The organism is Sporosarcina sp. OR05, from assembly GCF_041414805.1.
GTDB lineage: Bacteria > Bacillota > Bacilli > Bacillales_A > Planococcaceae > Sporosarcina > Sporosarcina saromensis.
This window is the reverse complement of record NZ_JANKJL010000007.1, coordinates 20,655-46,299: the sequence shown is the minus strand read 5'-3', so window position 1 is coordinate 46,299 and position 25,645 is coordinate 20,655. Positions and strand designations below refer to the sequence as shown.

Below are 25,645 nucleotides of genomic sequence, written 5' to 3'. Positions count from 1 at the left end.
GGGATAGGCATTACATGTCTCCTGAATTTGTTGGGTATTGGGCGCACGCTAATTTAAATAAACCGGATGAGTACGGCTACAACTATGACCTAGACGATGTATTATGTCAGTATGGGAAAGCAGAGAAAAGTTTTGAAACATTTTGCGTAACTGAACGAAAAAATGGAGATGAAATGATTGTTGTAGGAAGAGAGACCAATTTGATAAATAATGAACCATATTGCGCTCAGTGTATGTTCATTTGGAGAAAAGAGAATGGTGAGTGGAAATTGTTAAGGGAATATATTGAGTTAGAAAGGTAAAGGATTTTATTAACAAAGAGTAGTTTTAGTTGCTTGAAGAACAAGTCCAGTTTCGCCACATAACATATTTTTACAAGAAATAAAAGACGTCCTTTTCACTTCGATTTGGTGTATGATAGACATTCCTATGACGATAGATGGAAGTCCATATAAAGGTAGAAGTGAAAGGGGAACCAACATGTACGTATCAATGCAAGGCGGATGGATTGAAGTGATTTGTGGAAGTATGTTTTCGGGGAAATCTGAGGAATTGATTCGAAGGGTGCGACGTGCGCAATTCGCGAAACAGAAAATTGCCGTGTTCAAACCTGAAATCGATGATCGATATAGTGAGGAAGCGGTCGTCAGCCATAATGGAACGACTGTCATTGCAACGCCGGTCGCAGAATCGACGCAAATTGAGCAGTTCATTACAGAAGACTACGATATTATCGCAATTGACGAAGCGCAATTTTTTGACGAAGGCATTGTAGATGTTGTGATGGAATTTGCGGATCGTGGTTTTCGTGTCATCATTGCGGGACTTGACCAAGATTTCCGTGGCGAGCCATTCGGTCCGATGCCACAACTGATGGCAGTTGCGGAAAACGTTACAAAACTTCAAGCGGTATGCACAGTTTGTGGATCACCTGCAAGCCGTACGCAACGGCTCATTAATGGGAAACCGGCCGGCTATGATGATCCGATTATCCTCGTTGGCGCATCGGAAGCGTATGAAGCAAGATGTCGCTTGCATCACGAAGTACCAAATGGCGTAACAGCAAACGTTGCAGCGAAATAAGAGAATGTGGGCAATATGGACAACCTCCATATTGTCTTTTTTGTGGAATGAAATGCACACAAAAGGGCTTTGGCTGAATACTATGAAGGGCATTAAGAGCATATTGAAAGTAGGAGAACGTATGAACAAATGGAAATGCATCTTTTCCCTCAGTCTCGCCATCGTGCTTATGGGTTGTGAGGAAGAAACGGTTGTTGAACAAGTGGAAGCGCCGGTTGTTGAGGCAAAGCAAGAGGCAACGGAGAAACCACAAAAACCTCAGAAACCACAGCAAGAAATTGAACAGGAACCCGTAATTGTTGAACTTGTCGATCCGTCAACTTCGGAAGTTATCCACACGATTAAGCCGACTGAATTAGAATTTGAAACAGATCGTGTGAGCTATCAACAGACCATCGAAAAGTTGGCGAGAAATTTGGCAAGAGGGACGGAAGATGCGGAAGGGTACGACCGAAGAATGGTTTTGGATCGGTTGGATGACAAAGGCAACGTCGTGAAAGGGAGTCCGTTAATCTTGCTGCGGGAACGCGTATTGGTGGAACGGATTTTAGCGGCTTCTGTGGAGGGTGGAAAGGTTGAACTTCCGATTGATATCATTGAAAGTGACTATGATCTCGAAGATGTTCCTTATTTAGACGAAGTCGTCGTCGCAACTTACACAACGTATTTCAATCCAGCTGAAACCGGCCGGAACAAAAATATTGAACTGTCCGCTTTGGCTATTAACAATTTCATTATCGGAAGCGGTGACTACTTTTCCTTCAATACCGTCGTCGGTCCGCGAGATGAAGCTAGCGGCTACCAACCCGCTCCGGAAATCGTAAACAAAGAACTTGTTATGGGCATCGGAGGAGGAGTCTGCCAAACATCCTCAACGTTGTTCAATGCAGTGGACCAACTACCCGTGAACTACGTCGAAAGACACCACCACTCCCTCGATATCGGCTACGTTCCTAAAGGAAGAGACGCCACTGTGTCATACGGCGGACTGGATTTTAGATTCCAAAATACTTCTGAAGTTCCGTTCCTCATCAAAACAATCTACAACAAAAACTCCCTCACCATCGAATTCAGGACTTCGCAAAAACATAGTCGTGCGTTGTGAATTGTTTCGGGGACAGTCCCCGGCGCAATTCGCAACATTCCCAATTGTTCTGGTGCCTGTCCCCGGTTTAATTCGGAAGATTGGCATTTGTGTGGGGGACTGTCCCCGTAAAAATGGGGAGAAATTACTGTATTTTGGGGGCTTATTGCCGTACAATAAACTTACTATATGACTGAGAAATTTGAGGTGTGCGTGTATGTTTGATAGGCTGCAAGCCGTTGAGGATCGTTATGATCGGTTGAATGAATTGTTAAGTGATCCGGAAATTGTGAGTGACATGACGAAGTTGCGGACGTATTCGAAGGAGCAGTCCGATTTGCAGGATACGGTCGATGCGTATCGTGAATATAAAGAGCTGACTTCGCAGTTCAAAAGTGCGAAAGAGATGCTTGAGGAATCGTTGGATGATGAGATGAGAGAGCTCGTCAAGATGGAAATTAGTGAGTTGGATGAGCAGATTGAAGCGCTTGAAATTAGGTTAAAGATGCTGCTTGTGCCGAAGGATCCAAATGATGATAAAAACGTTATTATGGAGATTCGTGGGGCTGCTGGTGGGGACGAGGCGGCGCTGTTTGCTGGGAACTTGTACCGGATGTATAGCCGTTTTGCAGAAACGAACAATTGGCGGGTGGAAGTGATGGATTCGTCGCCGACGGAGCTTGGTGGCTTCAAGGAAATCATTTTTATGATTAACGGGAACGGGGCGTATTCAAAATTGAAGTATGAAAACGGTGCGCATCGTGTGCAACGTGTACCCGAAACTGAATCGGGCGGGCGCATTCATACGTCCACTGCCACTGTCGCCGTGCTACCGGAAGCCGAGGAAGTCGAGATTGACATCCATGAAAAAGATATCCGGACAGATACGTTTGCATCTTCAGGTCCGGGTGGGCAATCCGTCAATACAACGATGTCAGCTGTCCGTTTGACGCACTTACCGACAGGCATTACCGTTTCATGCCAAGATGAAAAATCGCAAATTAAAAACAAAGAAAAGGCAATGAAAGTATTGCGTGCCCGCATCTACGACAAGTTCATGCAAGAAGCGCAAGCGGAGTATGATGAAAAACGGAAATCCGCAGTCGGAACAGGGGACCGTTCTGAACGGATCCGCACGTACAACTTCCCGCAAAACCGCGTAACCGACCACCGTATCGGTTTGACGATTCAAAAACTCGATCAAATCATCGAAGGGAAAATGGATGAAGTGATCGATGCACTCATTATGGAAGACCAAGCGAGACGACTGGAAAGTTTGGATCAGCATGACTGAAAGAATTTATGAAGCGCTCCAACGAGCGAAGACGCGTCTAGCGTCAAACAATCTCGATGAAAACGCTGCGCAGCTCCTGATGGAACATGTTACAAACAAATCAGGGGCTTCGTTGCTTGCTGATTTACGTGAACCGCTCACGCCTGAACAGCAAACCGACTTTTGGAATAAAACCGAACAACTGTTAACAGGAAAACCTGTGCAACATATTATCGGGACAGAAATGTTTTACGGACTGTCCTTCGAAGTGAATGAGCATGTCCTCATCCCGCGTCCTGAAACGGAGGAGCTTGTTTTCGGCGCGCTTGAACGAAGCAAGCACTTGCCTGAAGATGCACGCGTGGCAGATATCGGTACCGGGAGTGGCGCAATCGCGATTGCCTACAAAAAAGAACGACCGAACGCAATGGTAACGGCGGTCGATATTAGTGAGGCGGCGCTTGAAGTGGCGAAGCGTAATGCAAGTCACAACGGCGTATCGATCGACTTCCGGCAAGGGGACTTAACGAATCCGATTGCGATGGAAAAATGGGATATCGTCTTATCGAATCCTCCTTATATTGCTGTTGAGGAGTCCGTGGATATGTCGCGGACGGTTCTCGATTTTGAGCCGCACGGCGCATTGTTCGCAGAGGACGATGGGCTTTTCTTTTATAAGAAGCTGGCGGAAAACTTGCCGCCACTCATGAATGTTCCTTCAGTCATCGGTCTTGAGATTGGCTATCAGCAAGGTCCTGCAGTTGCACGTCTCTTTGAAAATGCCTTCCCTGCAGCACGTGTTTCAATTGTCAAAGATATTAACGGAAAAGATCGAATGATATTTTGCGAGATTGATGAATAAACGATCCTGCTCCTGGTAACAATGAGGTCAGGAGGGGATCGAGATGTTACAAGACTATGAAATTAGTAATTTGCATACACGTACAAAGCGGATGGGTAAAGTGGTGGCAGTCGTTGAATTCATGCTGATCTTATTTCTAATCCAGTCCGCTTTGATGCTTTTTATACAGCCACAACCTGAACAGGCGGAGGAAATCCGATTCCGTGTTGTTGCGCATTCGAATACACCAGCAGATCAGCAGTTGAAAGAATCGATTCAACAGGCAATTGCGCCGCTTATACACAATGCCGTCAGTCAGGCAACGTCAAATGCAGACATTGTGGATAACTTGGAAGAAGTAGATGAAGAGATTTATCGTATTGCACAACAAATGGCGGATGGACAAGAAGTGCAATTTGAACGAAAAGCAACATTGTTCCCGCCAAAACGGTCTGGCCTCGTCATTACGCCGCAAGCGCCGTATGATGCATACGTGTTAACAATCGGCAGTGGGCGTGGCGACAATTGGTGGTGTGGATTGTTCCCGAATGTCTGTTTTCCGGAGCAAGAAACGGAAAAGAAAGCGGATGAAGAAAAAGAGGAAAAGGTAACGTTCTTTATTTGGGAGTGGATAAAGTCGTTGTTTTCGTAAAGTTATCCACTTTAATTGTGGATAAGTGAATTGAAATGTGTATAAATGGAGGTTTTATTCGTGGAAACAAAAATTGTTTCAGTGGATAACCATATGGATAACTCGCTAAGTTATCAACAGGCTGTGGATATTTTAAAAAGTGGGGAAGTTGTTGCTTTTCCGACAGAAACGGTTTACGGGCTAGGTGCGTTGGCGACGGATGAGACGGCTGTCCAACGTATATACGACGCAAAAGGGCGCCCGTCGGACAACCCACTGATCGTACATATTGGGCGTCAAGAAGATGTGGATAAGTATGCGTTGAATGTTCCGGAACATGCGAAAGCGCTAATGGAACGGTATTGGCCAGGTCCGCTGACGCTCGTTTTCCACAAACGTCCGGGTGTGATAGCAGAAAATGCGACACCTGGTTTTCAAACGGTCGGGCTACGTATGCCAGATCACCCCGTTGCGCTTGAATTGTTGCGCACATTAGACGGGCCTCTTGCCGCGCCAAGTGCCAATCGTAGCGGTAAACCGAGCCCGACAGAAGCAGCACATGTGTATCATGATTTGAAAGGCCGCATTCCTCTCATTGTTGATGGGGGGCGGACAGGCGTCGGTGTGGAATCGACCGTGCTTGATATGACGACTGAGCCGCCGACGATTTTGCGGCCGGGCGGTTTGACGCGAGAAATGATTGAAGCGGTTATCGGACCCGTGCATGCAGAAAGCAAGACGTCTGAAGGAGAAGCACCACGCGCGCCAGGTATGAAGTATATGCATTATGCGCCGGAATCTCCGCTTTACGTAATTGAGTCGGATGAAGCAGTCATTCAACGTGCCATTTCTTCCATCCATGAAGACGGCAAGCGTGTGGCGGTCATTGGGCCGGATGAATACCGCAATAGTGGCGCGGACTGGTATTTTTCAGTCGGTGCACGAAGCGATCAGCAAGCGATGGCGACAAATTTGTATAACGCGATTCGGCAATGTGATGAGACGGAAGCAGATATTATTTTAGCTGTGGAAACTGCTTCAACAGGTGTCGGTGAAGCGGTCATGAACCGGTTGTTAAAAGCGGCGGATGGCAAACGGTTTTAATTGACACAATTGAATATTGAACGAATGACCTCCCAAGGGGCCGCATAAGATGAGGGGATGCGGAAGTTGGGAGGTCAATTTATTGGTAGAAATTATCGCGGCAAGTGTGACGACAATCGATGTGATCATTGTGTATTCGTTGTTACGATTAAGAAAAGCGAGATTGATGCTGGCCATTTGGACGATGTTGCTCAATATGGCGTTTCCATTTATAGGATTTGTCATGGGTGATTGGTCTGCAGAACTTTTTTCGACGTGGAGCCATTTGTTATCGGGGATTTTACTGGCGTTAATTGGTGTGCATATGTTGCTGCAAGACGACAATGCCAATTCGGAGTTAACGAGGCAATTGCACCCTGGTATTATCGCGTTGGCGGTCAGTCTTGATACATTTTCCGTCAGTGTTTCTTTTGGCATGCTTCAATTGAATAAAATCCTGTTCATCTTAGCATCCGGCTTTCTCACTTTCATCTTCTCCTGTTTGGCACTTTACTATGGTAGAAAGCTAAAACTTGGCAATGGAGCGCTGTTACGAAGGGCTTGTGGCGGTATTTTACTAGTCATGGGAATAATGTCATGGTTTCGTTAAAATTATCTGTTTCTATATTCGTAGAGATAAGGTATGGTATAAGTAGGTGATTATGGAATGAATATTTATTTTATTTGTACAGGAAATACGTGTAGAAGTCCGATGGCGGAAGCAATTTTGCGCTCCAAACAAATCGATGGAGTAACGGTACGATCGGCAGGAATCCATACGCTTGACGGATTGCCGATTTCTTTGCATGCCGAAACAGTAATTAAACGGTCGGACATGCCCTATACCGCTGTGTCGTCTGCGTTGACTGCTGAAAACTTGGAATGGGCCGACCTTGTGTTGACAATGACAACGTCTCACAAAGATGCGATTTTGCATGCTTTTCCAATTGCGGCAGGGAAGACGTATACGTTGAAGGAGTATGTGTGGCCGGATCAAGGCGGGGATGTGCTAGATCCTTATGGCGGTTCTCTGGAACTGTATGAACAGACTTTTGACGAATTGAGCACTTTGATTGGACAGTTGAAGACGAAGCTGACGGAGGATGAAGGATGAAAAATGGAAAGAAGTTTGGATTGAGGAAGAAACTTGTTTTATTCGTGACCATTTTAGCGATTGTCACGTATTCAACGAGTGCGTTATTTATTAATTATATTGGCCCGACGTTTTTTCCGGGTGTACAACCCTTTTTGTTTGAATTAATTACATATGCGTTAGGAATTTTATGGTCGGGTATTTTAGCAGCCTTATTCTCAACAATTTTGACGAAACCGTTGCAAAACTTGGAAGCTGCAGCGATTGAAGTGGCGGATGGAAAAATTGGTGCGGATATACCATTACCGAAGTCTTCGGATGAAATTCGTTCGGTTGCAGAAGCGTTCCAACATTTAGTCGTTAATTTACGGACGATTGTTGGAGAAATTGAGACGAATTTTGAAAAGACGGCGAAAACAGTCGATCAGTTGTCCGCTGAAACGAGCGCTGCTGCCACACAAGCGGATGCAGTTGCATCGACGATTATGGAGATTTCTTCAGGTGCAGAAGCGTCTGCGATGGCAATCCAAGAGACGGCGGAGGCAATGGAAGACGTCAGAATGCTTGCTGCAGAAGTGAGCAGCCGTGCAGAGGAGTCGTCCGACCGCTCAAAAGAAATGCTCGCAGAACTCGAACGTACGACGAATGTGTTTAAAACGCTCGTCGATGGCATCCGTGACATGTCCAACCAAAGCGAGCAGTCACTCGGAACGATTCGCGAGTTGGATCATAACGCACAAAAAATCGGAGAAATTGTTCAGTTGGTCGGCAGCATTGCAGGGCAAACGAACTTGCTTGCATTGAATGCTTCGATTGAAGCTGCACGTGCGGGTGAACATGGAAAAGGATTTGCGGTCGTGGCGGAAGAAGTCCGTGTGCTGGCGGATGAAAGTGCGAAAGCGGTCCACAGTATCGATGAACTCGTGAAAACGATTCAGACAGACGTCTCCAAAGTTGTGAAAGAAATTGAGCAACAAGTTAAAACAGCGGCTATCGAAGCAGATCGTGCGGACGCAACGAGCAGCAGTGTCCAATCAATGTCCGAAAAAGTGAACGGCATGGCGGCATCGGTCGTCCAAATAACCGAACTCGTCGAGAACCAATTAGCAAATATCGAAACGACGGCAAGACAATCACAAGAAGTCGCAGCAATCGCAGAAGAAACATCAGCCGGTGCTGAAGAAGTACGTGCCGCAACGGATGAACAAGTAAAGTCAATCGAAAAAACCGATGACATGGCCATCCAACTCAAACGCCAATCGGAAGACTTATACAAAGTGATCAACCAATTTGACCGTTCGTAATTGCAAGTGTGTGGAATAAATGAAAAACCGTATGGATCTACGTAGGAAAAACGTAGCTCTATACGGTTTTGTTCGTTGTGAGGACTTGTAAAGTGCATGTGGCACGACAAGATTGCTGATGAATTACAGCTCCCCGCGGAACAAGCAAACGCCGCATAAATGACTATAACCCAGCATAACCCAAGAGATTATAGCATTTTGCCTTAAACCAACCCTTAGTTTGTAAAGTGCATATGACGCGACAAGATTGCTGACGAGTTACAGCTCCCCGCGGAACAGGCAAACGCCGCATACTTTCTCAAAACGCGGCATAAATCCCTCGAACGCCGCATAACTTAGCCAAACACAGCAATATTCCTTCAAACACGGCATAAATGCCTATAACTCAGCATAACCCAGGAGATTATAGCATATTGCCTTGAACCAACCCGTAGTTTGTCAAGTGCATATGGCGCGACAAGATTGCTGATGAGTTACAGCTCCCCACGGAACAAGCAAACGCCGCATACTTTCTCAAATCGCGGCATAAATCCCTCGAACGCCGCATAACTTCGCCAAACACAGCAATATTCCTTGAAACGCCGCATAAATGCTAATAACTCAGCATACCCCAAGAGAATATTGTATTTCGCCTTGTACCAACCCTTAGTTTGTCAAGTGCATGTAGCGCGACAAGATTACTGACGAGTTACAGCTCCCCGCGGAACAAGCAAACACCGCATACTTTCTCAAAACGCGGCATAAATCCCTCTAAAGCCGCATAACTTTGCCAAACACAGCAAAATTCCTTCTAACACGGCATAATGCCGCCAAACGCCGCATAAATGCCTATAACTCAGCATAACCCAAAATATGATAGCATTTCGCCTTGTACCAACCCTTAGTTTGTAAAGTGCATATGGCGCGACAAGATTGCTGATGAGTTACAGCTCCCCGCGGAACAAACAAACACCGCATAACGCCACAAAATCCCCGCATAAACAAAACCTCTCCAAAAGCAGCTACCAAATCCATACAAGTATCGAATCATTTACCCATCAAGCCGGATAGTGTACAGTGGAATTAGCACTACATGGCGATTAGCCATTCATTTCACAGCACGAAATAATCATTCAGATGCTGTGTTTTTATGTCGAACAATGATAGAATTAGTTGTGAGTAAATTAAGAAAAGAGGGACCGCAATGAAAATCGCAATCTCTTCAGATCATGGCGGCAATAACTTGCGTCGTGAAATTATGGACTTATTATCGGAATTGGGCCTAGATTATGTGGATTTCGGTCCAGACTCAGACGCTTCAGTCGACTACCCGGATTACGCAGTGCCTGTCGCACATGGCGTGGCAAAAGGGGAATTTGACAAAGGGATTCTCATTTGTGGCACAGGAATTGGTATGTCCATTGCTGCCAATAAAGTGAAAGGGATTCGATGCGCACTTGTCCATGACGTATTCAGCGCCAAAGCGACGAGAGGCCATAACGATTCGAACGTCCTCGCAATGGGCGAAAGAGTAATTGGTCCTGGGCTTGCACGCGAAATCGTGACAGCATGGTTGGACACTTCTTTTGAAGGCGGCCGCCACGAGCGACGCATCGCAAAATTAACGGAGCTCGAAGACGAATCGAGGTGAAATAAACAATGGATGCAATGAACTTATATAAGCTCGAACTTGAACAACTGCTTGCAGAATTGGCAGAACAAACCGATTTAATTCCTGGAACGTTCTTTGTCATCGGTTGTTCAACATCTGAAATTGCTGGCAAACGAATTGGTACCGGCGGCGCACTTGAAGTAGCGGAAGCCTTGTTCCAACCGTTGCAAGCATTTGCCAAAAAGTATTCCCTCCACTTGGCATTCCAAGGATGCGAACACATTAACCGGGCATTGACGATTGAGCGCAAAGCAGCAGAAGCGTACAATCTCGACCCAGTTTCTGTCATACCTGTCGTAAAGGCAGGGGGCTCTATGTCAGCGTACGCATATGAACATTTAAAAGACGCAGTTGTCGTCGAATCCATCCGTGCCAATGCAGGAATCGACATCGGTCAGACGTTGATCGGAATGCAATTAAAACCGGTCGCTGTCCCACTACGCACATCCATTAAAAAAATCGGTGACGCCATCGTAACCGTTGCGACAACCCGTCCGAAACTAATCGGTGGAGAACGCGCAGTTTACAAACGTCCGATTGAAGAATGAACGACTGATTTCCAATAGATGCGCCCGCTCCGTTTTCGCGAAATGAACGTGAGAGCGGGGCGTTCAAAATACCGGACAAGCTTACGGCGCCGATTCCGGATATATAAATGATAAAGGGGAAATGACAACATGGATTTAAGCAATGTACAACGTGATGACGCAGCAGTTTTCGAAGCAATCATGGCGGAAAAAAATCGCCAGAACGCAAACATCGAGTTAATCGCATCTGAAAACTTCGTAACAGAAGCAGTTATGGAAGCACAAGGCTCCTATTTGACAAACAAATATGCAGAAGGCTATCCAGGCAAACGTTACTACGGTGGATGCGAACATGTCGATGTGGTAGAAAACATCGCGCGCGACCGTGTAAAAGAAATCTTCGGTGCAGCGTATGCAAACGTCCAAGCCCACTCCGGTGCACAAGCGAACATGGCTGTTTATTTCACAGTGCTTGAGCCAGGCGATACAGTGCTTGGAATGAACCTTTCACACGGTGGACACTTAACACATGGTAGTCCGGTGAACTTCTCTGGTATCCTTTACAACTTCGTGGAATACGGAGTAAGCGAAACGGACGAGCGCATCGACTACGAAGACGTTCGTCAAAAAGCACTCGAGCACAAACCAAAAATGATCGTTGCAGGCGCAAGTGCCTACCCACGCGAAATCGACTTCGCGAAATTCCGTGAAATCGCGGATGAAGTCGGTGCATACTTAATGGTTGATATGGCGCACATCGCTGGACTTGTCGCAGTGGGCGAGCATCCAAACCCAGTGCCACACGCACATTTCGTAACATCGACAACGCATAAAACGTTGCGCGGGCCACGTGGCGGTTTGATTCTCGTGAATGAAGAATTCGCTGCTGAATTCGGTCGTAAAATCGATAAAACGATCTTCCCTGGCATCCAAGGTGGTCCATTGATGCACGTCATCGCTGCCAAAGCGGTTGCATTCGGCGAAGCCCAAAAGCCTGAGTTTAAATCGCATATTCAGCAAGTGAAGAAAAATGCGAAAGCCCTTGCGGACAGTTTGATGGCAGAAGGTGTCGACATCGTATCTGGCGGAACGGACAATCATTTATTGCTTGTCAACTTGAAGTCACTTGGCATCACAGGCAAGATCGCTGAACACGTACTTGACGAAGTCGGCATCACAGTAAACAAAAACACGATTCCTTTCGATACAGAAAGCCCATTCGTCACATCAGGTATCCGTATCGGAACACCTGCTGTCACAACGCGCGGCTTCAAAGAAGAAGAAATGAAAGAAGTCGGTGCAATCATCGCAACGCTTCTGAAAAACCACGAAGACGAAGCGACGAAAAAAGAAGCAGCAGAACGCGTGAAAGCACTAACAGACAAATTCCCACTATATGCATAATAAAACCAGCCTCGTTCTCTTGCAGAACGGGGTTTTTCTTTTGATAGGGGAGTTTTGTTTTCAAGTGATGCCCATTGAAGCAAAGCGCTAATTTGTCAAAAGCATTCTGCGCGACAGGGAAAGTGGGGGAGAAGAGTGTTTTTGCCCGCGGTCACTATCATTGCTCGATACCGATAATGACGCGCCAGCCAGCAAATGAGGAGTCGCCGCATCGATAAATAGTTTTAAAGACACGCAAACCAGAAAAACAAGACGTCCCACGTCATAAACCAGTCCTTAATGACACGCAAACCGTAAAAACAAGACGTCCCGCGTCATAAACCAGTCTTTAATGACACGCAAGCCAGAAAAACAAGACGTCCCGCGTCATAAACCAGTCTTTAATGACACGCAAACCGTAAAAACAGGCCGTCCCGCGTCATAAACCAGTCTTTAATGACACGCAAGCCGGAAAAACAGGAAGTCCCACGTCATAAACCAGTCTTTAATGACACGCAAACCAGAAAAACAAGACGTCCCGCGTCATAAACCAGTCTTTAATGACACGCAAACCGGAAAAACAGGAAGTCCCGCGTCATAAACCAGTCTTTAATGACACGCAAGCCGGAAAAACAAGACGTCCCGCGTCATAAACCAGTCTTTAATGACACGCAAGCCGGAAAAACAGGAAGTCCCGCGTCATAAACCAGTCTCTAATGACACGCAAACCGGAAAAACAAGACATCCCGCGTCATAAACCAGTCTTTAATGACACGCAAACCGTAAAAACAAGACATCCCGCGTCATAAACCAGTCTTTAATGACACGCAAACCGGAAAAACAAGACGTCTCGCGTCATAAACCAGTCTTGAATGACACGCAAACCGGAAAAACAGGAAGTCCCGCGTCATAAACCAGTCCTTAATGACACGCAACCCAGAAAAACAGCATCTCCCGCGTCATTAAACACACAAAATACGCACGCTAGCCAGTCCATCAGTCCATTTTGCGTCCAAACCGAAGCAATCCGCTCAAAAAAAACTCGCTCTCGCTCTCCCAAAATTCCCTCTTCAAAAAATCATCAATACAAAAAATCCTCAAATAATTCATCATTCAACAACATCTGACACAAACTACGGTTGATGGTGTGTGTATTGGTAACTATCTGTTATAATGTACGAGACATTCCGAAAAGGAGCGATAAGCAATGGCAAAAGTACACGTATTCGATCATCCGCTCATCCAGCATAAATTGACACACATCCGGGACGTTAACACCGGCACGAAAGAGTTTCGTGAACTCGTTGACGAAGTGGCGACACTCATGGCGTATGAAATTACACGCGACCTTCCTTTAGAGGAAGTCGATGTAGAAACGCCTGTATGCATGTCGAAATCGAAAGTATTGGCAGGGAAGAAATTAGGGATTGTACCGATTCTCCGTGCAGGTATTGGGATGGTTGACGGCATCTTGAAATTAATTCCAGCGGCGAAGGTTGGACATGTCGGCTTGTTCCGTGATCCGGAAACATTACAGCCACACGAGTATTTCGTAAAACTACCATCTGACGTGGCGGAACGCGAGTTCATCGTCGTCGATCCGATGTTAGCAACAGGTGGGACGGCTGTAGAGGCGGTTAATTCACTAAAAAAACGCGGAGCAAAAAACATCCGTTTCATGTGTTTAATTGCTGCTCCTGAAGGCGTTAAAGTATTTACGGATGCACATCCGGAAATCGATGTGTACATCGCAGCGATGGACGAGAAGTTGAACGAAAAAGGCTATATCGTACCAGGACTCGGAGACGCGGGCGACCGTTTATTCGGCACAAAATAAGATTGCGATAAAATAATGGGGGAAGGCGTGAATGGTTTGAAACAGAAATGGAAAGTAATGACGATATTCGGTACAAGACCGGAAGCGATTAAAATGGCACCACTCGTACTGGAGCTGCAAAAGCACACGGAGGACATCGAGTCAATCGTCACTGTGACGGCACAACATCGTCAAATGCTCGACCAAGTTTTGCATACATTCGGCATCACACCTGACTACGATCTGAACATCATGAAAGATCGTCAAACACTCGTGGATGTTGCGACTCGTGGGTTGGAAGGATTGGACGCAATTATGAAAGAAGCGCAACCTGATATCGTCCTTGTCCACGGTGATACGTCAACAACATTCATCGGTAGCCTTGCAGCATTTTACAACCGTATCGCTGTTGGCCATGTTGAAGCAGGACTTCGTACGTGGGATAAATTCTCCCCGTACCCTGAAGAGATGAATCGCCAGCTAACAGGCGTCATTGCGGATTTGCACTTTGCACCAACCGAAAAATCTGCCGGTAATCTCCTAGATGAAAAGAAACCGGAAGACCGTATTTACATTACAGGGAACACGGCAATCGACGCCCTTCAAACGACTGTCCAAGAAGATTACCATCACCCGATCTTTGATAAAATCGGGGATGATCGCCTCATCTTGCTAACGGCACACCGTCGTGAAAACTTAGGGGAGCCGATGCGCAACATGTTCCGTGCCATCAATCGCATCCTTGAAAAACATCCTGATACACAAGTGATTTATCCTGTGCATATGAACCCTGCGGTGCGTGAAGTTGCAGATGAACTGCTTGGTAATAACAACCGCGTTCATCTCATCGAGCCGCTTGAAGTAGTGGACTTCCATAACTTCGCTGCCCGCTCGCACATCATCTTGACGGATTCTGGTGGTATTCAAGAAGAAGCACCTTCACTCGGGAAGCCGGTCATCGTGTTACGCGATACAACAGAGCGCCCTGAAGGCATTGAGGCTGGCACGTTAAAACTTGCTGGGACAGACGAAGAGATGATCTTCCAACTGACGGATACACTTCTTTCCGACGAAGCGGAATACAGTGCGATGTCCAAAGCATCCAATCCTTACGGAGATGGAAAAGCGTCTGCACGAATTGTAGAAGCGTTGAAAGAATATCTTTCTTCTTTGTAATAAAAAGCAAACGAACAACACGAAAAATCGTTGAATGTGCAACTCGAAAGTGTTTCCACTTCAACGGTTTTTCTTTCCTTTCACAATGTGCACAGGATAGAAGGAAATCCAGATGATGAAAACGCTAAAATTTCAGCATATGACTCCGTGAAACACGCATTCTTGCAGGTTGCACCCAATTATGTCGATAATTTGACAAAAACACGACTTTGTGAAGTTTTTCACGGGAATCAATTGACATCAAAATGCCCCTATTGTATGCTAACAAAGGGTAAGAATGATAGGGATTTCATACATATGAAAATCGTCATTGCAATCAAATTTGACGCGATTCTATCATCCTTTCACTGGACGTCGTCAATAGTCACATCACGAGCGTGCACAATAGCAACGCTTCCTGGTGGTCAGCGGCTACGACGATTCACTTACAATTATAGGTTCCGACCTTTATCGGAGTCTTGGACAAGCCCGACTTAGGGAAACGAACCTTTTCGTTTGACACTGCTCATTGTCCTAACACTTTTCGCGGATCACAAAAATCGGCAAAAATACGAATCAGGAGAATCACCCACCATGCATACAATGCGACAAATTTTCAATAGGCAAAAGAAGGCGCTCTTTTTTTGGCTCGCACTGTTCGTCATCGGATGGGGTTTTACTGACTTCAAACCGATTTTTGCAGGATTAATTCTTGGCTCCTTGTTCGGATTGTATAATTTTTGGATTATTGTCCGTAGAATGGAAAGATTTGATCAATCGATCTCGCAAGGAAAAGAAACGAAGTCAATCGGAGGAACCGTATTGCGATTCGGATCCGGTGTGGCGGCGGCAGCCATTGCGTTGACGAAGCCGGAAACATTTAACATGATTGCAACAGTGATCGGGTTAATGATTCCATACGTCTTGTTGCTAGTCGACAGGATCGTAGTACACGTCAAGCATTACTAATTTTTTGATTGCAAAAGGGAGGTGAACGAAACGTGAACCATAAAAATCCGAATGTGGAATTTCTCGGATTGGTCTTTAACTTATCCAACGTCCTAATGCTTTTCGTAACATGCCTTATCGTCTTCCTAATTGCAGTCATCGCGACGCGTAATTTACAAATTAAACCGACAGGCATGCAGAATTTCATGGAATGGGTCATGGATTTCGTCAAAGGGATCATCAAGAACAATATGGACTGGAAAACGGGTGGTCGTTTCCATGTACTTGGAATTACACTCATCATGTTCGTATTTGTCGCAAATATGCTCGGTTTACCATTCGCAATTAGTTATAACCATTATCTATGGTGGAAATCGCCGACAGCTGATCCAGTTGTAACGATGACGCTTGCAGGAATGGTTGTTGTTTTGACACATTATTATGGCGTTAAACTATTAGGTGCGAAAGGGTACTTTAAATCGTACCTACAACCGATGCCTTTCTTGGCACCACTCAAAGTCATTGAGGAATTCGCAAACACGTTGACACTCGGTCTTCGTCTTTACGGTAACATCTTCGCAGGGGAGATCCTTATCGGACTTCTTGCGACACTAGGGGCTTCCACTATCTTTGGATTCGCTGGAGCATTAATCCCGGCACTCGCTTGGCAAGGTTTCTCCATCTTCATCGGAGCGATCCAAGCATTTATCTTTGTTATGTTAACGATGGTTTATATGGCTCATAAAGTCGATACAGACCATTAAACATATATTGCCCCTTTAGAGGGTTCATAAACAACACAAAAAAAACATGAATTTTTAGGAGGATATTACACAATGGGTTTATTAGCAGCAGCACTTGCAGTTGGTCTTGGTGCACTTGGAGCAGGTATTGGTAACGGTTTGATCGTATCGAAAACAGTAGAAGGTATCGCTCGTCAACCAGAAGCACGCGGTATGCTTCAAACGACAATGTTCATCGGGGTAGCGTTAGTTGAGGCCCTTCCGATCATCGCGACAGTTATCGCGTTCATCGTAATGAACAAATAATTTACACACAACTATAGATGGCGAAGAACGCAACGTTTGTCCTTCGCCATTCATTTATGTAACAACAGATGTTTGAAATGCAAGTTTAACGTTGAAAATTAAGAATAACGTTCTTTCTATACACTAACGAAATTTGACAGGAGCTCTTGAAGGGAGTGAAACAATCGTGTTTGGAAATACCTTCATCCTTTTGTCGGCAAGCGCTGACGCAGGATTTTTAGCAGGATTAAACGACCCAGAAGGTTTGAACTTAGGTGACATCATCGTCACAGTAACATTCTTCACCATCCTAATGCTTCTTCTGAAGAAGTTTGCATGGGGTCCACTTATGGGCATTATGGATCAACGTGCACAATTGATCGCGAATGAAATCGAAGCAGCTGAACAAAGCCGTCTCGAAACACACAAACTTTTGGAAGAGCAGCGTGCCCTTTTGAAAGAAGCGCGTGATAACGCACAGTCGATTGTTGACAATGCACGTAAGCAAGGTGAAACACAACGTGAAGAGCTGATTTCAGCAGCACGTGCAGAAGTGAACCGCATGAAAGAAGCGGCTACACTTGAAATCGCGACAGAGAAAGAAAAAGCTGTTGCAGCTGTCCGTGAAGAATTCGTCTCACTATCAATTATGGCGGCTTCCAAAGTTCTTGGTAAAGAAATCTCTGAGGAAGACAACCGTGCATTGATTGAAGAAACGATTGTGAAGGCAGGCGAAAGCCGATGAGCCAATCGGTAGTAGCTAAGCGCTATGCAACCGCATTATTCAACTTGTCACAACAACAAGGACAAACTGCTTCCATTCAATCAGAACTAACAGAATTGAAAAAAGCGTTCCGTGACAACAAGCAACTAGGCGTACTACTCAGTTCTCCAAAGTTGTCCGTAGCAAAAAAGAAAGACATTATGGCAAACATCTTTAAAGGCGTAAATCCGATCATCATGAACACATTGTTCGTTTTATTGGATGCGAAACGTCTTGATGAAATCCAAAATGTTATTACTGAATTCCATGAACTCGCGAACGGTGCTGCAGGCGTTGCAGAAGCGAAAGTATACTCGACACGTCCATTGACGGAAAATGAGTCGAACTCAATCTCTGCTTCATTCGCACATAAAGTTGGCAAACAAACATTACGCATTGAAAATATCATCGATCCAAGCTTGATCGGAGGCATCCGTCTCCAAATCGGCAATCAGATTTACGACAGCAGCTTGAGCGCGAAGCTCGATAAGCTCCAACGTAAATTGATCGGATCTTAATTTGAAATTGAGGGGTGACATACATGAGCATCAAAGCTGAAGAAATCAGCACGCTGATTAAGCAGCAGATTGAAAACTATCAGTCTGAGATGGAAGTAAGCGAAGTCGGTACGGTTATCAAGATCGGTGACGGTATCGCTCTTGCTCATGGCCTCGACAACGTCATGGCTGGAGAACTTTTAGAGTTCTCAACAGGTGTTCTAGGTATGGCACAAAACTTGGAAGCGAACAACGTAGGTATCGTTATCCTTGGACCATACACAGATATCAAAGAAGGCGATGAAGTACGTCGAACTGGCCGTATTATGGAAGTTCCTGTAGGTGAGGAACTAATTGGACGCGTAGTCAATTCAATCGGTATGCCGGTAGATGGATTAGGTCCAATCGCAACAACAAAAACTCGTCCAATTGAAAGTCCTGCGCAAGGCGTTATGGCACGTAAATCCGTACATGAGCCATTGCAAACAGGCATCAAGGCGATCGATGCACTTGTACCGATCGGCCGTGGACAACGTGAATTGATCATCGGTGACCGTCAAACAGGTAAAACAACTGTTGCGATCGATGCGATTCTTAACCAAGCTGACCAAGATATGATCTGTATCTATGTCGCTATCGGACAAAAGGAATCCACAGTACGTGGGGTTGTTGAAACACTTCGTAAAAACGGAGCGCTTGACTACACAATCGTCGTTACAGCGTCTGCTTCACAACCAGCTCCATTGCTATTCCTAGCACCTTACACAGGTGTAACAATGGCCGAAGAATTCATGTTCCAAGGCAAGCACGTATTGGTTGTTTACGATGATCTATCTAAACAAGCTGCTGCTTACCGTGAACTTTCACTACTACTTCGCCGTCCTCCAGGTCGTGAAGCTTACCCTGGTGACGTATTCTACTTGCACAGCCGTCTACTCGAGCGTGCAGCGAAGTTGAACGATACATTAGGCGCAGGTTCAATCACTGCACTTCCATTCGTTGAAACACAAGCTGGAGACATCTCTGCTTACATTCCAACGAACGTTATCTCCATCACTGATGGACAAATCTTCTTGCAATCAGACCTCTTCTTCTCGGGTGTACGTCCAGCGATCAACGCCGGTCTTTCCGTATCCCGTGTAGGTGGATCTGCGCAAATCAAAGCAATGAAAAAAGTTGCGGGTACACTTCGTCTTGACCTTGCTGCATACCGTGAACTCGAAGCATTCTCTGCATTCGGTTCAGACCTTGATGCATCAACAAAAGCGAAACTAGACCGCGGTATCCGTACAGTTGAAGTCTTAAAACAAGACTTGAACAAACCGGTTAAAGTTGAATATCAAGTAGTCATTCTTTATGCATTGACACGCGGCCTTCTTGACGATGTCGCAGTACAAGATATTCTTCGATTCGAAAGCGAAGTTACAAGCTGGCTCGAATCCAACCACACTGAAGTGTTAGATCATATCCGTACAACGAAAGACCTTCCGTCTGATGACGTCATGAAAGATGCGATCAACGCATTCAAGAAAACTTTCGTACCTTCTGAGTCTTAATTCAAAAATAGTCTCTTAGGATTTTGATCACTATATACTAACAATTACTGTTTTCGTATGAACGTAGAGGATTGAAGCGGAAGGCGGTACAGAAATACCGCTAGAAGCCTCAATCCGTTTCACAGCGAACTTAATTTACTGTATACAACTAAACAATAAGGTGGTGAATTGCCAGTGGTATCATTACGCGATATCGAAAATCGTATTAAATCGACAAAGAAGACTAGTCAAATCACAAAAGCGATGCAAATGGTTTCAGCTTCGAAATTGACTCGTGCAGAAATGAACGCGAAAGCATTCGTTCCGTACATGGAGAAAATCCAAGAAGTTGTCGGTGCAATTGCGAGCGCGACAAGCGACGCAAGCCATCCGATGCTTACACATCGTCCAGTGAAGAAGACAGGCTATATCATCGTCTCATCTGACCGCGGACTCGTTGGTGGATACAATAGTAACCTCTTCCGAAAAGCGCGTCGAGCGATTGAACAACGTCACGCCTCCAAAGAGGAAGTGAAAATCGTTGCAATCGGTCGTAAAGGGCTTGAATTCTTCAGCCGCCTTGGATATGACGTATGCGAAAGTCTAGTCGGAGTTTCCGATCACCCTTCTTTCGAGGAAATAAAATCAATCGCGAATCGAGCTGTTGGCATGTTCACAGAAGGCGAATACGATGAAGTGTACTTATACTACAACCACTTCATCTCCGCCATCTCCAATGAAGTGACGGAAAAGAAATTGCTTCCGCTCACGGATATTTCATCAGCGTCAGCAATGGCTTCCTATGAATTTGAGCCTTCTGCAGAAGCGATTCTCGAAACGCTTCTTCCACAATACGCGGAAAGTCTGATTTACGGAGCAGTGCTTGATGGAAAAGCGAGCGAACATGCTTCCAGTATGACAGCGATGAAGACGGCTACAGACAATGCGACGGAACTCATCGATTCACTCACATTGTCATTCAACCGAGCACGTCAAGCTGCAATTACGCAAGAAATCACCGAGATTGTCGGCGGAGTTGCCGCTCTCGAATAGAGCATAATTTGAACGGGAAAAGTAAGACAGGAGGGAAAAGCATGAGTAACGGACAAATACTTCAAGTTATGGGTCCTGTTGTTGACGTTAAATTCGAAGACGGTCAACTGCCAGCAATCTATAACGCACTGAAGGTCCAAATCCAACGTCCGAACGAAGAACCGCAAACGTTGACGCTTGAAGTTGCACTCCACCTTGGAGACGACTCAGTACGTACAATCGCAATGTCATCCACGGATGGTCTAAAGCGTGGTACGGCTGTTATTGATACAGGCGCGGCGATTTCAGTTCCAGTCGGTAACGTCACACTTGGACGTGTATTCAACGTACTTGGAGAAATCATTGACCTAGGAGAGGAAATTCCGGCTTCAGAACACCGTGACCCAATCCACCGTCAAGCTCCACAATTCGAAAACCTTTCAACGGAAGTTGAAATTCTAGAAACAGGGATTAAAGTAGTTGACTTGCTTGCACCATACATCAAAGGTGGTAAAATCGGCCTCTTCGGTGGTGCCGGTGTAGGGAAGACAGTACTTATCCAAGAACTAATCAACAACATCGCACAAGAACACGGCGGTATCTCCGTATTCGCGGGTGTTGGTGAACGTACACGTGAAGGAAATGACTTGTTCCACGAAATGACGGATTCCGGCGTTATTAACAAAACAGCAATGGTATTCGGTCAAATGAACGAGCCACCTGGCGCACGTATGCGTGTTGCACTTAGTGGTTTGACAATGGCAGAACACTTCCGTGACGAACAAGGCGCGGACGTACTTCTGTTCATCGATAACATCTTCCGCTTTACACAAGCGGGATCTGAAGTATCTGCACTTCTTGGCCGTATGCCATCTGCCGTTGGTTACCAACCAACACTTGCGACGGAAATGGGTCAATTGCAAGAGCGTATCACTTCAACAAACAAAGGTTCTGTAACTTCCATCCAAGCGATTTACGTACCAGCCGATGACTATACGGATCCGGCTCCGGCTACAACATTCGCTCACTTGGACGCGACAACAAACCTTGAGCGTAAACTATCTGAAATGGGTATCTACCCAGCGGTTGACCCACTTGCTTCATCTTCACGCGCACTTAGCCCTGAAATCGTCGGCGAAGAGCACTACGAAGTGGCACGTCAAGTACAGTCAACGCTACAACGTTACCGTGAACTTCAAGATATTATCGCAATCCTTGGTATGGACGAGCTTAGCGAAGAAGACAAACTTGTCGTCGGCCGCGCACGTCGTATCCAATTCTTCCTATCACAAAACTTCCACGTGGCTGAGCAATTCACAGGCCAAAAAGGATCTTATGTGCCGGTTGCGGAAACAATTAAAGGCTTCAAGGAAATCTTGGAAGGTCGTTACGACCACCTACCAGAAGATTCCTTCCGTCTTGTTGGACGCATCGAGGAAGTTATCGAAAAAGCAAAAGGCATGGGTGTAGAAGTCTAATTTGCCTTTACTAATGTCGCATCCATCCCCTTAACCGGGTGATGGATGCAACGTTCTTAACTATTCCAGCTTTACAAGAACAAAGCTGAATACCATTAAAGCCTCCGGCGATGCCATAGATTGTCAACAATCTGGGCACAATTATGCCTAGGCGTAATTGATTAAGCGGGATCAGGAGGGAACATTATGAAGACAATTAAAGTCAATATCGTCACTCCCAACGGCCCAGTTAGTGAAACAGAAGCGGACATGGTCATTGCTTCCACTGAAACGGGTGAGATTGGGATTCTTCCCGGCCATATCGCTATGGTTGCACCACTTCAAATTGGTGCGCTTCGCCTGAAGAAAGATACTACGACTGTTAATGTCGCCGTTCACGGTGGATTCATCGAAGTCCGTCCAGACGTTGTAACCGTATTGGCACAAAACGCTGAATTGGCTACCGATATCGACATTGCTCGTGCACAACGCGCAGCAAAACGTGCGGAAGAACAACTACAGGCAAAAGCAGATAAACTTGATGCTCAATTGGTGGAACTCGATCTAAAACGTGCCATCAATCGAATCAACGTTCATAATATGAAGTAATTGTTTTGACTTGTTGGCGGGCAGAGGATATGTTTCTTCTGCCCGCATTTTTTCTTATGGAAATTAATCCCTCTAGGACTCTACTAAAGGGAATCTATCCAATCACCCATATAATGTACAAATCATATGCAATAGTAAGTAGGTCTCGCGTGATACTCCACATCGCAAAAAAGCCAGTACCCTCTACTAACTTCATATGTAGGACTACTAAACTTCACAAAGAAACGATAACAGCTCCATAACAATTATCGAAAGTTGGCGAAGGAGGTCGAAAGAATGAACGATATTTTTGTGCACAATCCGATGCTTGCAATTTTGTCACACATCTTTTTCATCGGTTTGACATTTTATGCATTGCAGTCTGTCATGCCAGAAAAAATCATTAAAAAGCACCACGTTTTTCAAGCACAAATTCTCTATATTTTATTGAGTTTTGCGATTGGTTCAGCCGTATCAAATTTCTTTTTAGACATATCCTATTGGTCAGGAAGAATTCCTACATTATTTTCATAAACACTGGTTTGCCTGAAGATTTTTGGGGTACATAGTCAGTAGGCAATTGTCAGTAGTACAAACAGTGTACTCATTTCGAGTTGTTCCATGCTATCGCCGCGTATATACAGTCGTGTAGATGGGGCGATGGCATGAAAATAAATGTTTGAACCCCTATATGGCAAGGGAAAAACAAACATTAACAAGACGACAGCCCATTCTAGACAGGGCACAAATCGTCAAATGGGTACATATTATAGAATATCTTGTAGATAAGCGGGAAAATAGCTCTGTAGTAACTTGTTTAATTATGTAGAGCGATGTAGAATAGTATGTGTTTTTATGTTTAATCTATGACAAAAAAATTTAAATGAATCGCATATGGCAAAAAGTAAAAATTGAAGTCGGAGGGACTTTTTGTGGATAAAATAATTATAAACGGTGGACGTGTTCTTGAAGGAAATGTCCGGGTAGAAGGAGCGAAAAACGCAGTACTTCCTATTTTGGCTGCAGCATTACTCGCATCCGAAGGCCCAAATATTATACGCGACGTACCGAACCTATCGGACGTATCGACAATAAACGAAGTTGTAAAAAGCTTGAATGCAAAAGTTACGTATGATGCTGAACAAGGAGAAGTCATTATCGATTCAACGAGCAGACTTTCATCCGAAGCACATTTTGACTATGTACGAAAAATGCGTGCGTCCATTCTTGTCATGGGCCCATTACTCGCACGTAACGGTTTTGCCCGTGTCGCGCTTCCAGGCGGTTGCGCAATCGGATCAAGACCAATTGACCAACATCTCAAAGGGTTCGAAGCGATGGGAGCAGAAATCTCATTCGGTCATGGACATGTTGAAGCAAAAGCAGTTAACGGTTTAAAAGGTGCTAAAATCTATTTGGACTTCCCAAGTGTAGGTGCAACAGAAAACATTATGACAGCTGCTGCATTAGCCAAAGGAACGACAATTATCGAAAACGCGGCGAAAGAGCCGGAAATTGTCGATTTAGCAAACTTCATTAACGAAATGGGCGGAAGAGTCATCGGTGCAGGTACAGATGCCATCCGAATCGAAGGTGTGCAAAAACTACATGGCACAATTCACCATATCATTCCAGATCGTATCGAAACAGGTACGTTCATGGTAGCTGCAGCGATTACAGGCGGAGACGTCACAATCGATAACGCAGTTCCTGAACATAATGCTGCATTGATCTCCAAGCTCGGAGAAATGGGCGTTGTCATTACGGAATTGGAAGAAGGCTTACGCATCCAAGCCAAACACCCATTAAAAGCAACGGATTTAAAAACAATGCCGCACCCAGGATTCCCAACAGATATGCAATCACAAATGATGGCACTTATGTTGACGGCATCCGGAACTGGCGTCCTAACAGAAACCGTATTCGAAAACCGCTTCATGCACGTTGAAGAATTCCGCCGCATGAACGCAAGTGTTAAAATCGAAGGACGTTCTGTCATCATATCAGGGCCGTCCAAACTTCAAGGCGCTGAAGTCGCTGCAACCGATCTACGTGCCGCAGCCGCACTCATCCTAGCAGGACTTGTCGCAGAAGGCGTCACACGCGTCACTGAACTCGCTCACCTAGACCGCGGCTACGTAGACTTCCACAAGAAGCTCAAAGCACTCGGCGCGGACATCGAACGCGTTTCCGAAGAAGAAACAACAACTGTCCAAGAAGAACAACTCGTCTAAACGAACTTCTTCCTACCATACAAAAACTGTCTACACACCAAACCACTGTAGGCAGTTTTTTTATGCCTCAATAAACAACCAATACCTCTTTAAACACCACATAAGTCCTTCAAAAGCGGCATAAATTCTGCGAACGCGGCATAACCTCTCCAAACACCGCAAACTTCGCTCAAACGCGGCATAACATCTTCAAACGCCGCATACTCGCTCAATCTCCGCATAACGCAGCTCAAGATCCATTGAATCTCCGTCTCTCACAAACCCTTAAAGTGTAAAAGGCATTCAGCGCGATAACATCATATCTATTACATATAGCAACCCACGGAAAAGAAAATTAGGTACAAACCAAACTTGAAAGCTGCTATGCTCAGCATCAAACGCGGCATAACTCCGCAAAGCGCCGCATACTTCGCTCAAACGCGGCATAACATCTTCAAACGCCGCATACTCCGCTCAAACGCGGCATAACTCCCGTCAAACGTGGCAAACTTTGCTCAAACGCCGCATAACGCAGCTCGCCATCCATTGAATCTCCCTCTCTAACAAACCCTTAAAGTGTAAAAGGTTTTTGCGCGACAGGAAACCCTTCAAGACGAACAACTGGCCGCGGTTCCACAACAACCTTCTACTCATTTCGCA

At 45.4% G+C, this 25,645-nt stretch carries 26 protein-coding genes; all 26 read left to right on the top strand.

Translation table 11 applies throughout. From position 1 onward, the window contains the following. The first annotated feature begins 14 nt into the window (after positions 1 to 14). The 26 genes from NRI27_RS11625 to murA all read left to right on the top strand — a co-directional run bounded on the left by NRI27_RS11625 (position 15) and on the right by murA (position 25,006). On the top strand, positions 15 to 302 hold the full coding sequence (locus NRI27_RS11625; protein ID WP_371390816.1) for a DUF4440 domain-containing protein: 288 nt from the start codon (positions 15 to 17) through the stop codon (positions 300 to 302). 178 nt (positions 303 to 480) lie between these two features. Next, on the top strand, positions 481 to 1,083 hold the full coding sequence (locus tag NRI27_RS11620; protein ID WP_317944896.1) for a thymidine kinase: 603 nt from the start codon (positions 481 to 483) through the stop codon (positions 1,081 to 1,083). Positions 1,084 to 1,204: 121 nt separating this feature from the next. After that, a complete protein-coding gene (locus NRI27_RS11615) occupies positions 1,205 to 2,188 on the top strand; it encodes a VanW family protein (protein WP_371390815.1) in 984 nt (327 codons plus the stop codon). Positions 2,189 to 2,384: 196 nt separating this feature from the next. Beyond that, positions 2,385 to 3,461 (top strand): peptide chain release factor 1, encoded by a 1,077-nt coding sequence (gene prfA / locus NRI27_RS11610; protein ID WP_317944879.1) that lies wholly within the window; start codon positions 2,385 to 2,387, stop codon positions 3,459 to 3,461. Further along, positions 3,403 to 4,302: a peptide chain release factor N(5)-glutamine methyltransferase gene (prmC, locus tag NRI27_RS11605; protein ID WP_371390814.1), complete on the top strand. Its 900-nt coding sequence runs from the start codon at positions 3,403 to 3,405 to the stop codon at positions 4,300 to 4,302. Before prfA ends, prmC begins: the two co-directional genes overlap by 59 nt. A 43-nt stretch (positions 4,303 to 4,345) precedes the next feature. Next, positions 4,346 to 4,933: a stage II sporulation protein R gene (locus tag NRI27_RS11600; protein WP_317944876.1), complete on the top strand. Its 588-nt coding sequence runs from the start codon at positions 4,346 to 4,348 to the stop codon at positions 4,931 to 4,933. A 60-nt stretch (positions 4,934 to 4,993) separates the two neighbouring features. After that, positions 4,994 to 6,016: an L-threonylcarbamoyladenylate synthase gene (locus NRI27_RS11595; RefSeq protein WP_371390813.1), complete on the top strand. Its 1,023-nt coding sequence runs from the start codon at positions 4,994 to 4,996 to the stop codon at positions 6,014 to 6,016. An 82-nt stretch (positions 6,017 to 6,098) separates the two neighbouring features. Next, positions 6,099 to 6,605, top strand: a complete 507-nt coding sequence (locus NRI27_RS11590; RefSeq protein ID WP_317944873.1) for a manganese efflux pump — start codon at positions 6,099 to 6,101, stop codon at positions 6,603 to 6,605. Positions 6,606 to 6,662: 57 nt separating this feature from the next. Next, a complete protein-coding gene (locus NRI27_RS11585) occupies positions 6,663 to 7,109 on the top strand; it encodes a low molecular weight protein arginine phosphatase (protein WP_371390812.1) in 447 nt (148 codons plus the stop codon). After that, positions 7,106 to 8,392: a methyl-accepting chemotaxis protein gene (locus NRI27_RS11580; protein ID WP_317944870.1), complete on the top strand. Its 1,287-nt coding sequence runs from the start codon at positions 7,106 to 7,108 to the stop codon at positions 8,390 to 8,392. Before NRI27_RS11585 ends, NRI27_RS11580 begins: the two co-directional genes overlap by 4 nt. A gap of 1,183 nt (positions 8,393 to 9,575) precedes the next feature. Next, positions 9,576 to 10,022, top strand: a complete 447-nt coding sequence (rpiB, locus tag NRI27_RS11575) for a ribose 5-phosphate isomerase B (protein WP_317944868.1) — start codon at positions 9,576 to 9,578, stop codon at positions 10,020 to 10,022. A gap of 8 nt (positions 10,023 to 10,030) precedes the next feature. After that, positions 10,031 to 10,591 (top strand): TIGR01440 family protein, encoded by a 561-nt coding sequence (locus tag NRI27_RS11570; protein ID WP_317944866.1) that lies wholly within the window; start codon positions 10,031 to 10,033, stop codon positions 10,589 to 10,591. A 129-nt stretch (positions 10,592 to 10,720) separates the two neighbouring features. Further along, positions 10,721 to 11,974, top strand: a complete 1,254-nt coding sequence (gene glyA, locus NRI27_RS11565) for a serine hydroxymethyltransferase (RefSeq protein ID WP_371390811.1) — start codon at positions 10,721 to 10,723, stop codon at positions 11,972 to 11,974. A gap of 1,186 nt (positions 11,975 to 13,160) precedes the next feature. Continuing rightward, the gene (upp, locus tag NRI27_RS11560; RefSeq protein WP_317944862.1) at positions 13,161 to 13,790 is read left to right on the top strand and encodes a uracil phosphoribosyltransferase; all 630 of its coding nucleotides are present in this window, start codon (positions 13,161 to 13,163) and stop codon (positions 13,788 to 13,790) included. Between the two features lie 57 nt (positions 13,791 to 13,847). Further along, positions 13,848 to 14,945 (top strand): non-hydrolyzing UDP-N-acetylglucosamine 2-epimerase, encoded by a 1,098-nt coding sequence (gene wecB / locus NRI27_RS11555; protein WP_371390903.1) that lies wholly within the window; start codon positions 13,848 to 13,850, stop codon positions 14,943 to 14,945. A 573-nt stretch (positions 14,946 to 15,518) separates the two neighbouring features. After that, a complete protein-coding gene (locus NRI27_RS11550) occupies positions 15,519 to 15,893 on the top strand; it encodes an ATP synthase subunit I (RefSeq protein ID WP_371390810.1) in 375 nt (124 codons plus the stop codon). A gap of 32 nt (positions 15,894 to 15,925) precedes the next feature. Then, positions 15,926 to 16,636: a F0F1 ATP synthase subunit A gene (gene atpB, locus NRI27_RS11545; RefSeq protein ID WP_371390809.1), complete on the top strand. Its 711-nt coding sequence runs from the start codon at positions 15,926 to 15,928 to the stop codon at positions 16,634 to 16,636. Positions 16,637 to 16,708: 72 nt separating this feature from the next. After that, the gene (gene atpE, locus NRI27_RS11540) at positions 16,709 to 16,921 is read left to right on the top strand and encodes a F0F1 ATP synthase subunit C (RefSeq protein WP_060209511.1); all 213 of its coding nucleotides are present in this window, start codon (positions 16,709 to 16,711) and stop codon (positions 16,919 to 16,921) included. Positions 16,922 to 17,111: 190 nt separating this feature from the next. Further along, the gene (atpF, locus tag NRI27_RS11535) at positions 17,112 to 17,645 is read left to right on the top strand and encodes a F0F1 ATP synthase subunit B (RefSeq protein WP_317944894.1); all 534 of its coding nucleotides are present in this window, start codon (positions 17,112 to 17,114) and stop codon (positions 17,643 to 17,645) included. After that, complete coding sequence (locus NRI27_RS11530) at positions 17,642 to 18,181, top strand: F0F1 ATP synthase subunit delta (RefSeq protein WP_371390808.1); 540 nt, start codon at positions 17,642 to 17,644, stop codon at positions 18,179 to 18,181. Before atpF ends, NRI27_RS11530 begins: the two co-directional genes overlap by 4 nt. A gap of 23 nt (positions 18,182 to 18,204) precedes the next feature. Further along, positions 18,205 to 19,716, top strand: a complete 1,512-nt coding sequence (atpA, locus tag NRI27_RS11525; protein ID WP_317944855.1) for a F0F1 ATP synthase subunit alpha — start codon at positions 18,205 to 18,207, stop codon at positions 19,714 to 19,716. Between the two features lie 174 nt (positions 19,717 to 19,890). Continuing rightward, a complete protein-coding gene (gene atpG, locus NRI27_RS11520) occupies positions 19,891 to 20,748 on the top strand; it encodes an ATP synthase F1 subunit gamma (protein ID WP_317944853.1) in 858 nt (285 codons plus the stop codon). Positions 20,749 to 20,789: 41 nt separating this feature from the next. Beyond that, positions 20,790 to 22,205, top strand: a complete 1,416-nt coding sequence (atpD, locus tag NRI27_RS11515) for a F0F1 ATP synthase subunit beta (RefSeq protein WP_317944851.1) — start codon at positions 20,790 to 20,792, stop codon at positions 22,203 to 22,205. A gap of 186 nt (positions 22,206 to 22,391) precedes the next feature. After that, entirely contained in the window at positions 22,392 to 22,793 is a 402-nt protein-coding gene (locus NRI27_RS11510; RefSeq protein WP_371390807.1) for a F0F1 ATP synthase subunit epsilon, read from the top strand. A 276-nt stretch (positions 22,794 to 23,069) separates the two neighbouring features. Then, complete coding sequence (locus NRI27_RS11505; RefSeq protein WP_317944847.1) at positions 23,070 to 23,306, top strand: DUF1146 family protein; 237 nt, start codon at positions 23,070 to 23,072, stop codon at positions 23,304 to 23,306. A 398-nt stretch (positions 23,307 to 23,704) separates the two neighbouring features. Next, positions 23,705 to 25,006 carry a UDP-N-acetylglucosamine 1-carboxyvinyltransferase gene (murA, locus tag NRI27_RS11500; RefSeq protein WP_317944845.1) on the top strand — a complete coding sequence of 434 codons (1,302 nt, stop codon included), beginning with the start codon at positions 23,705 to 23,707 and terminating at the stop codon, positions 25,004 to 25,006. Positions 25,007 to 25,645: the final 639 nt, after the last annotated feature.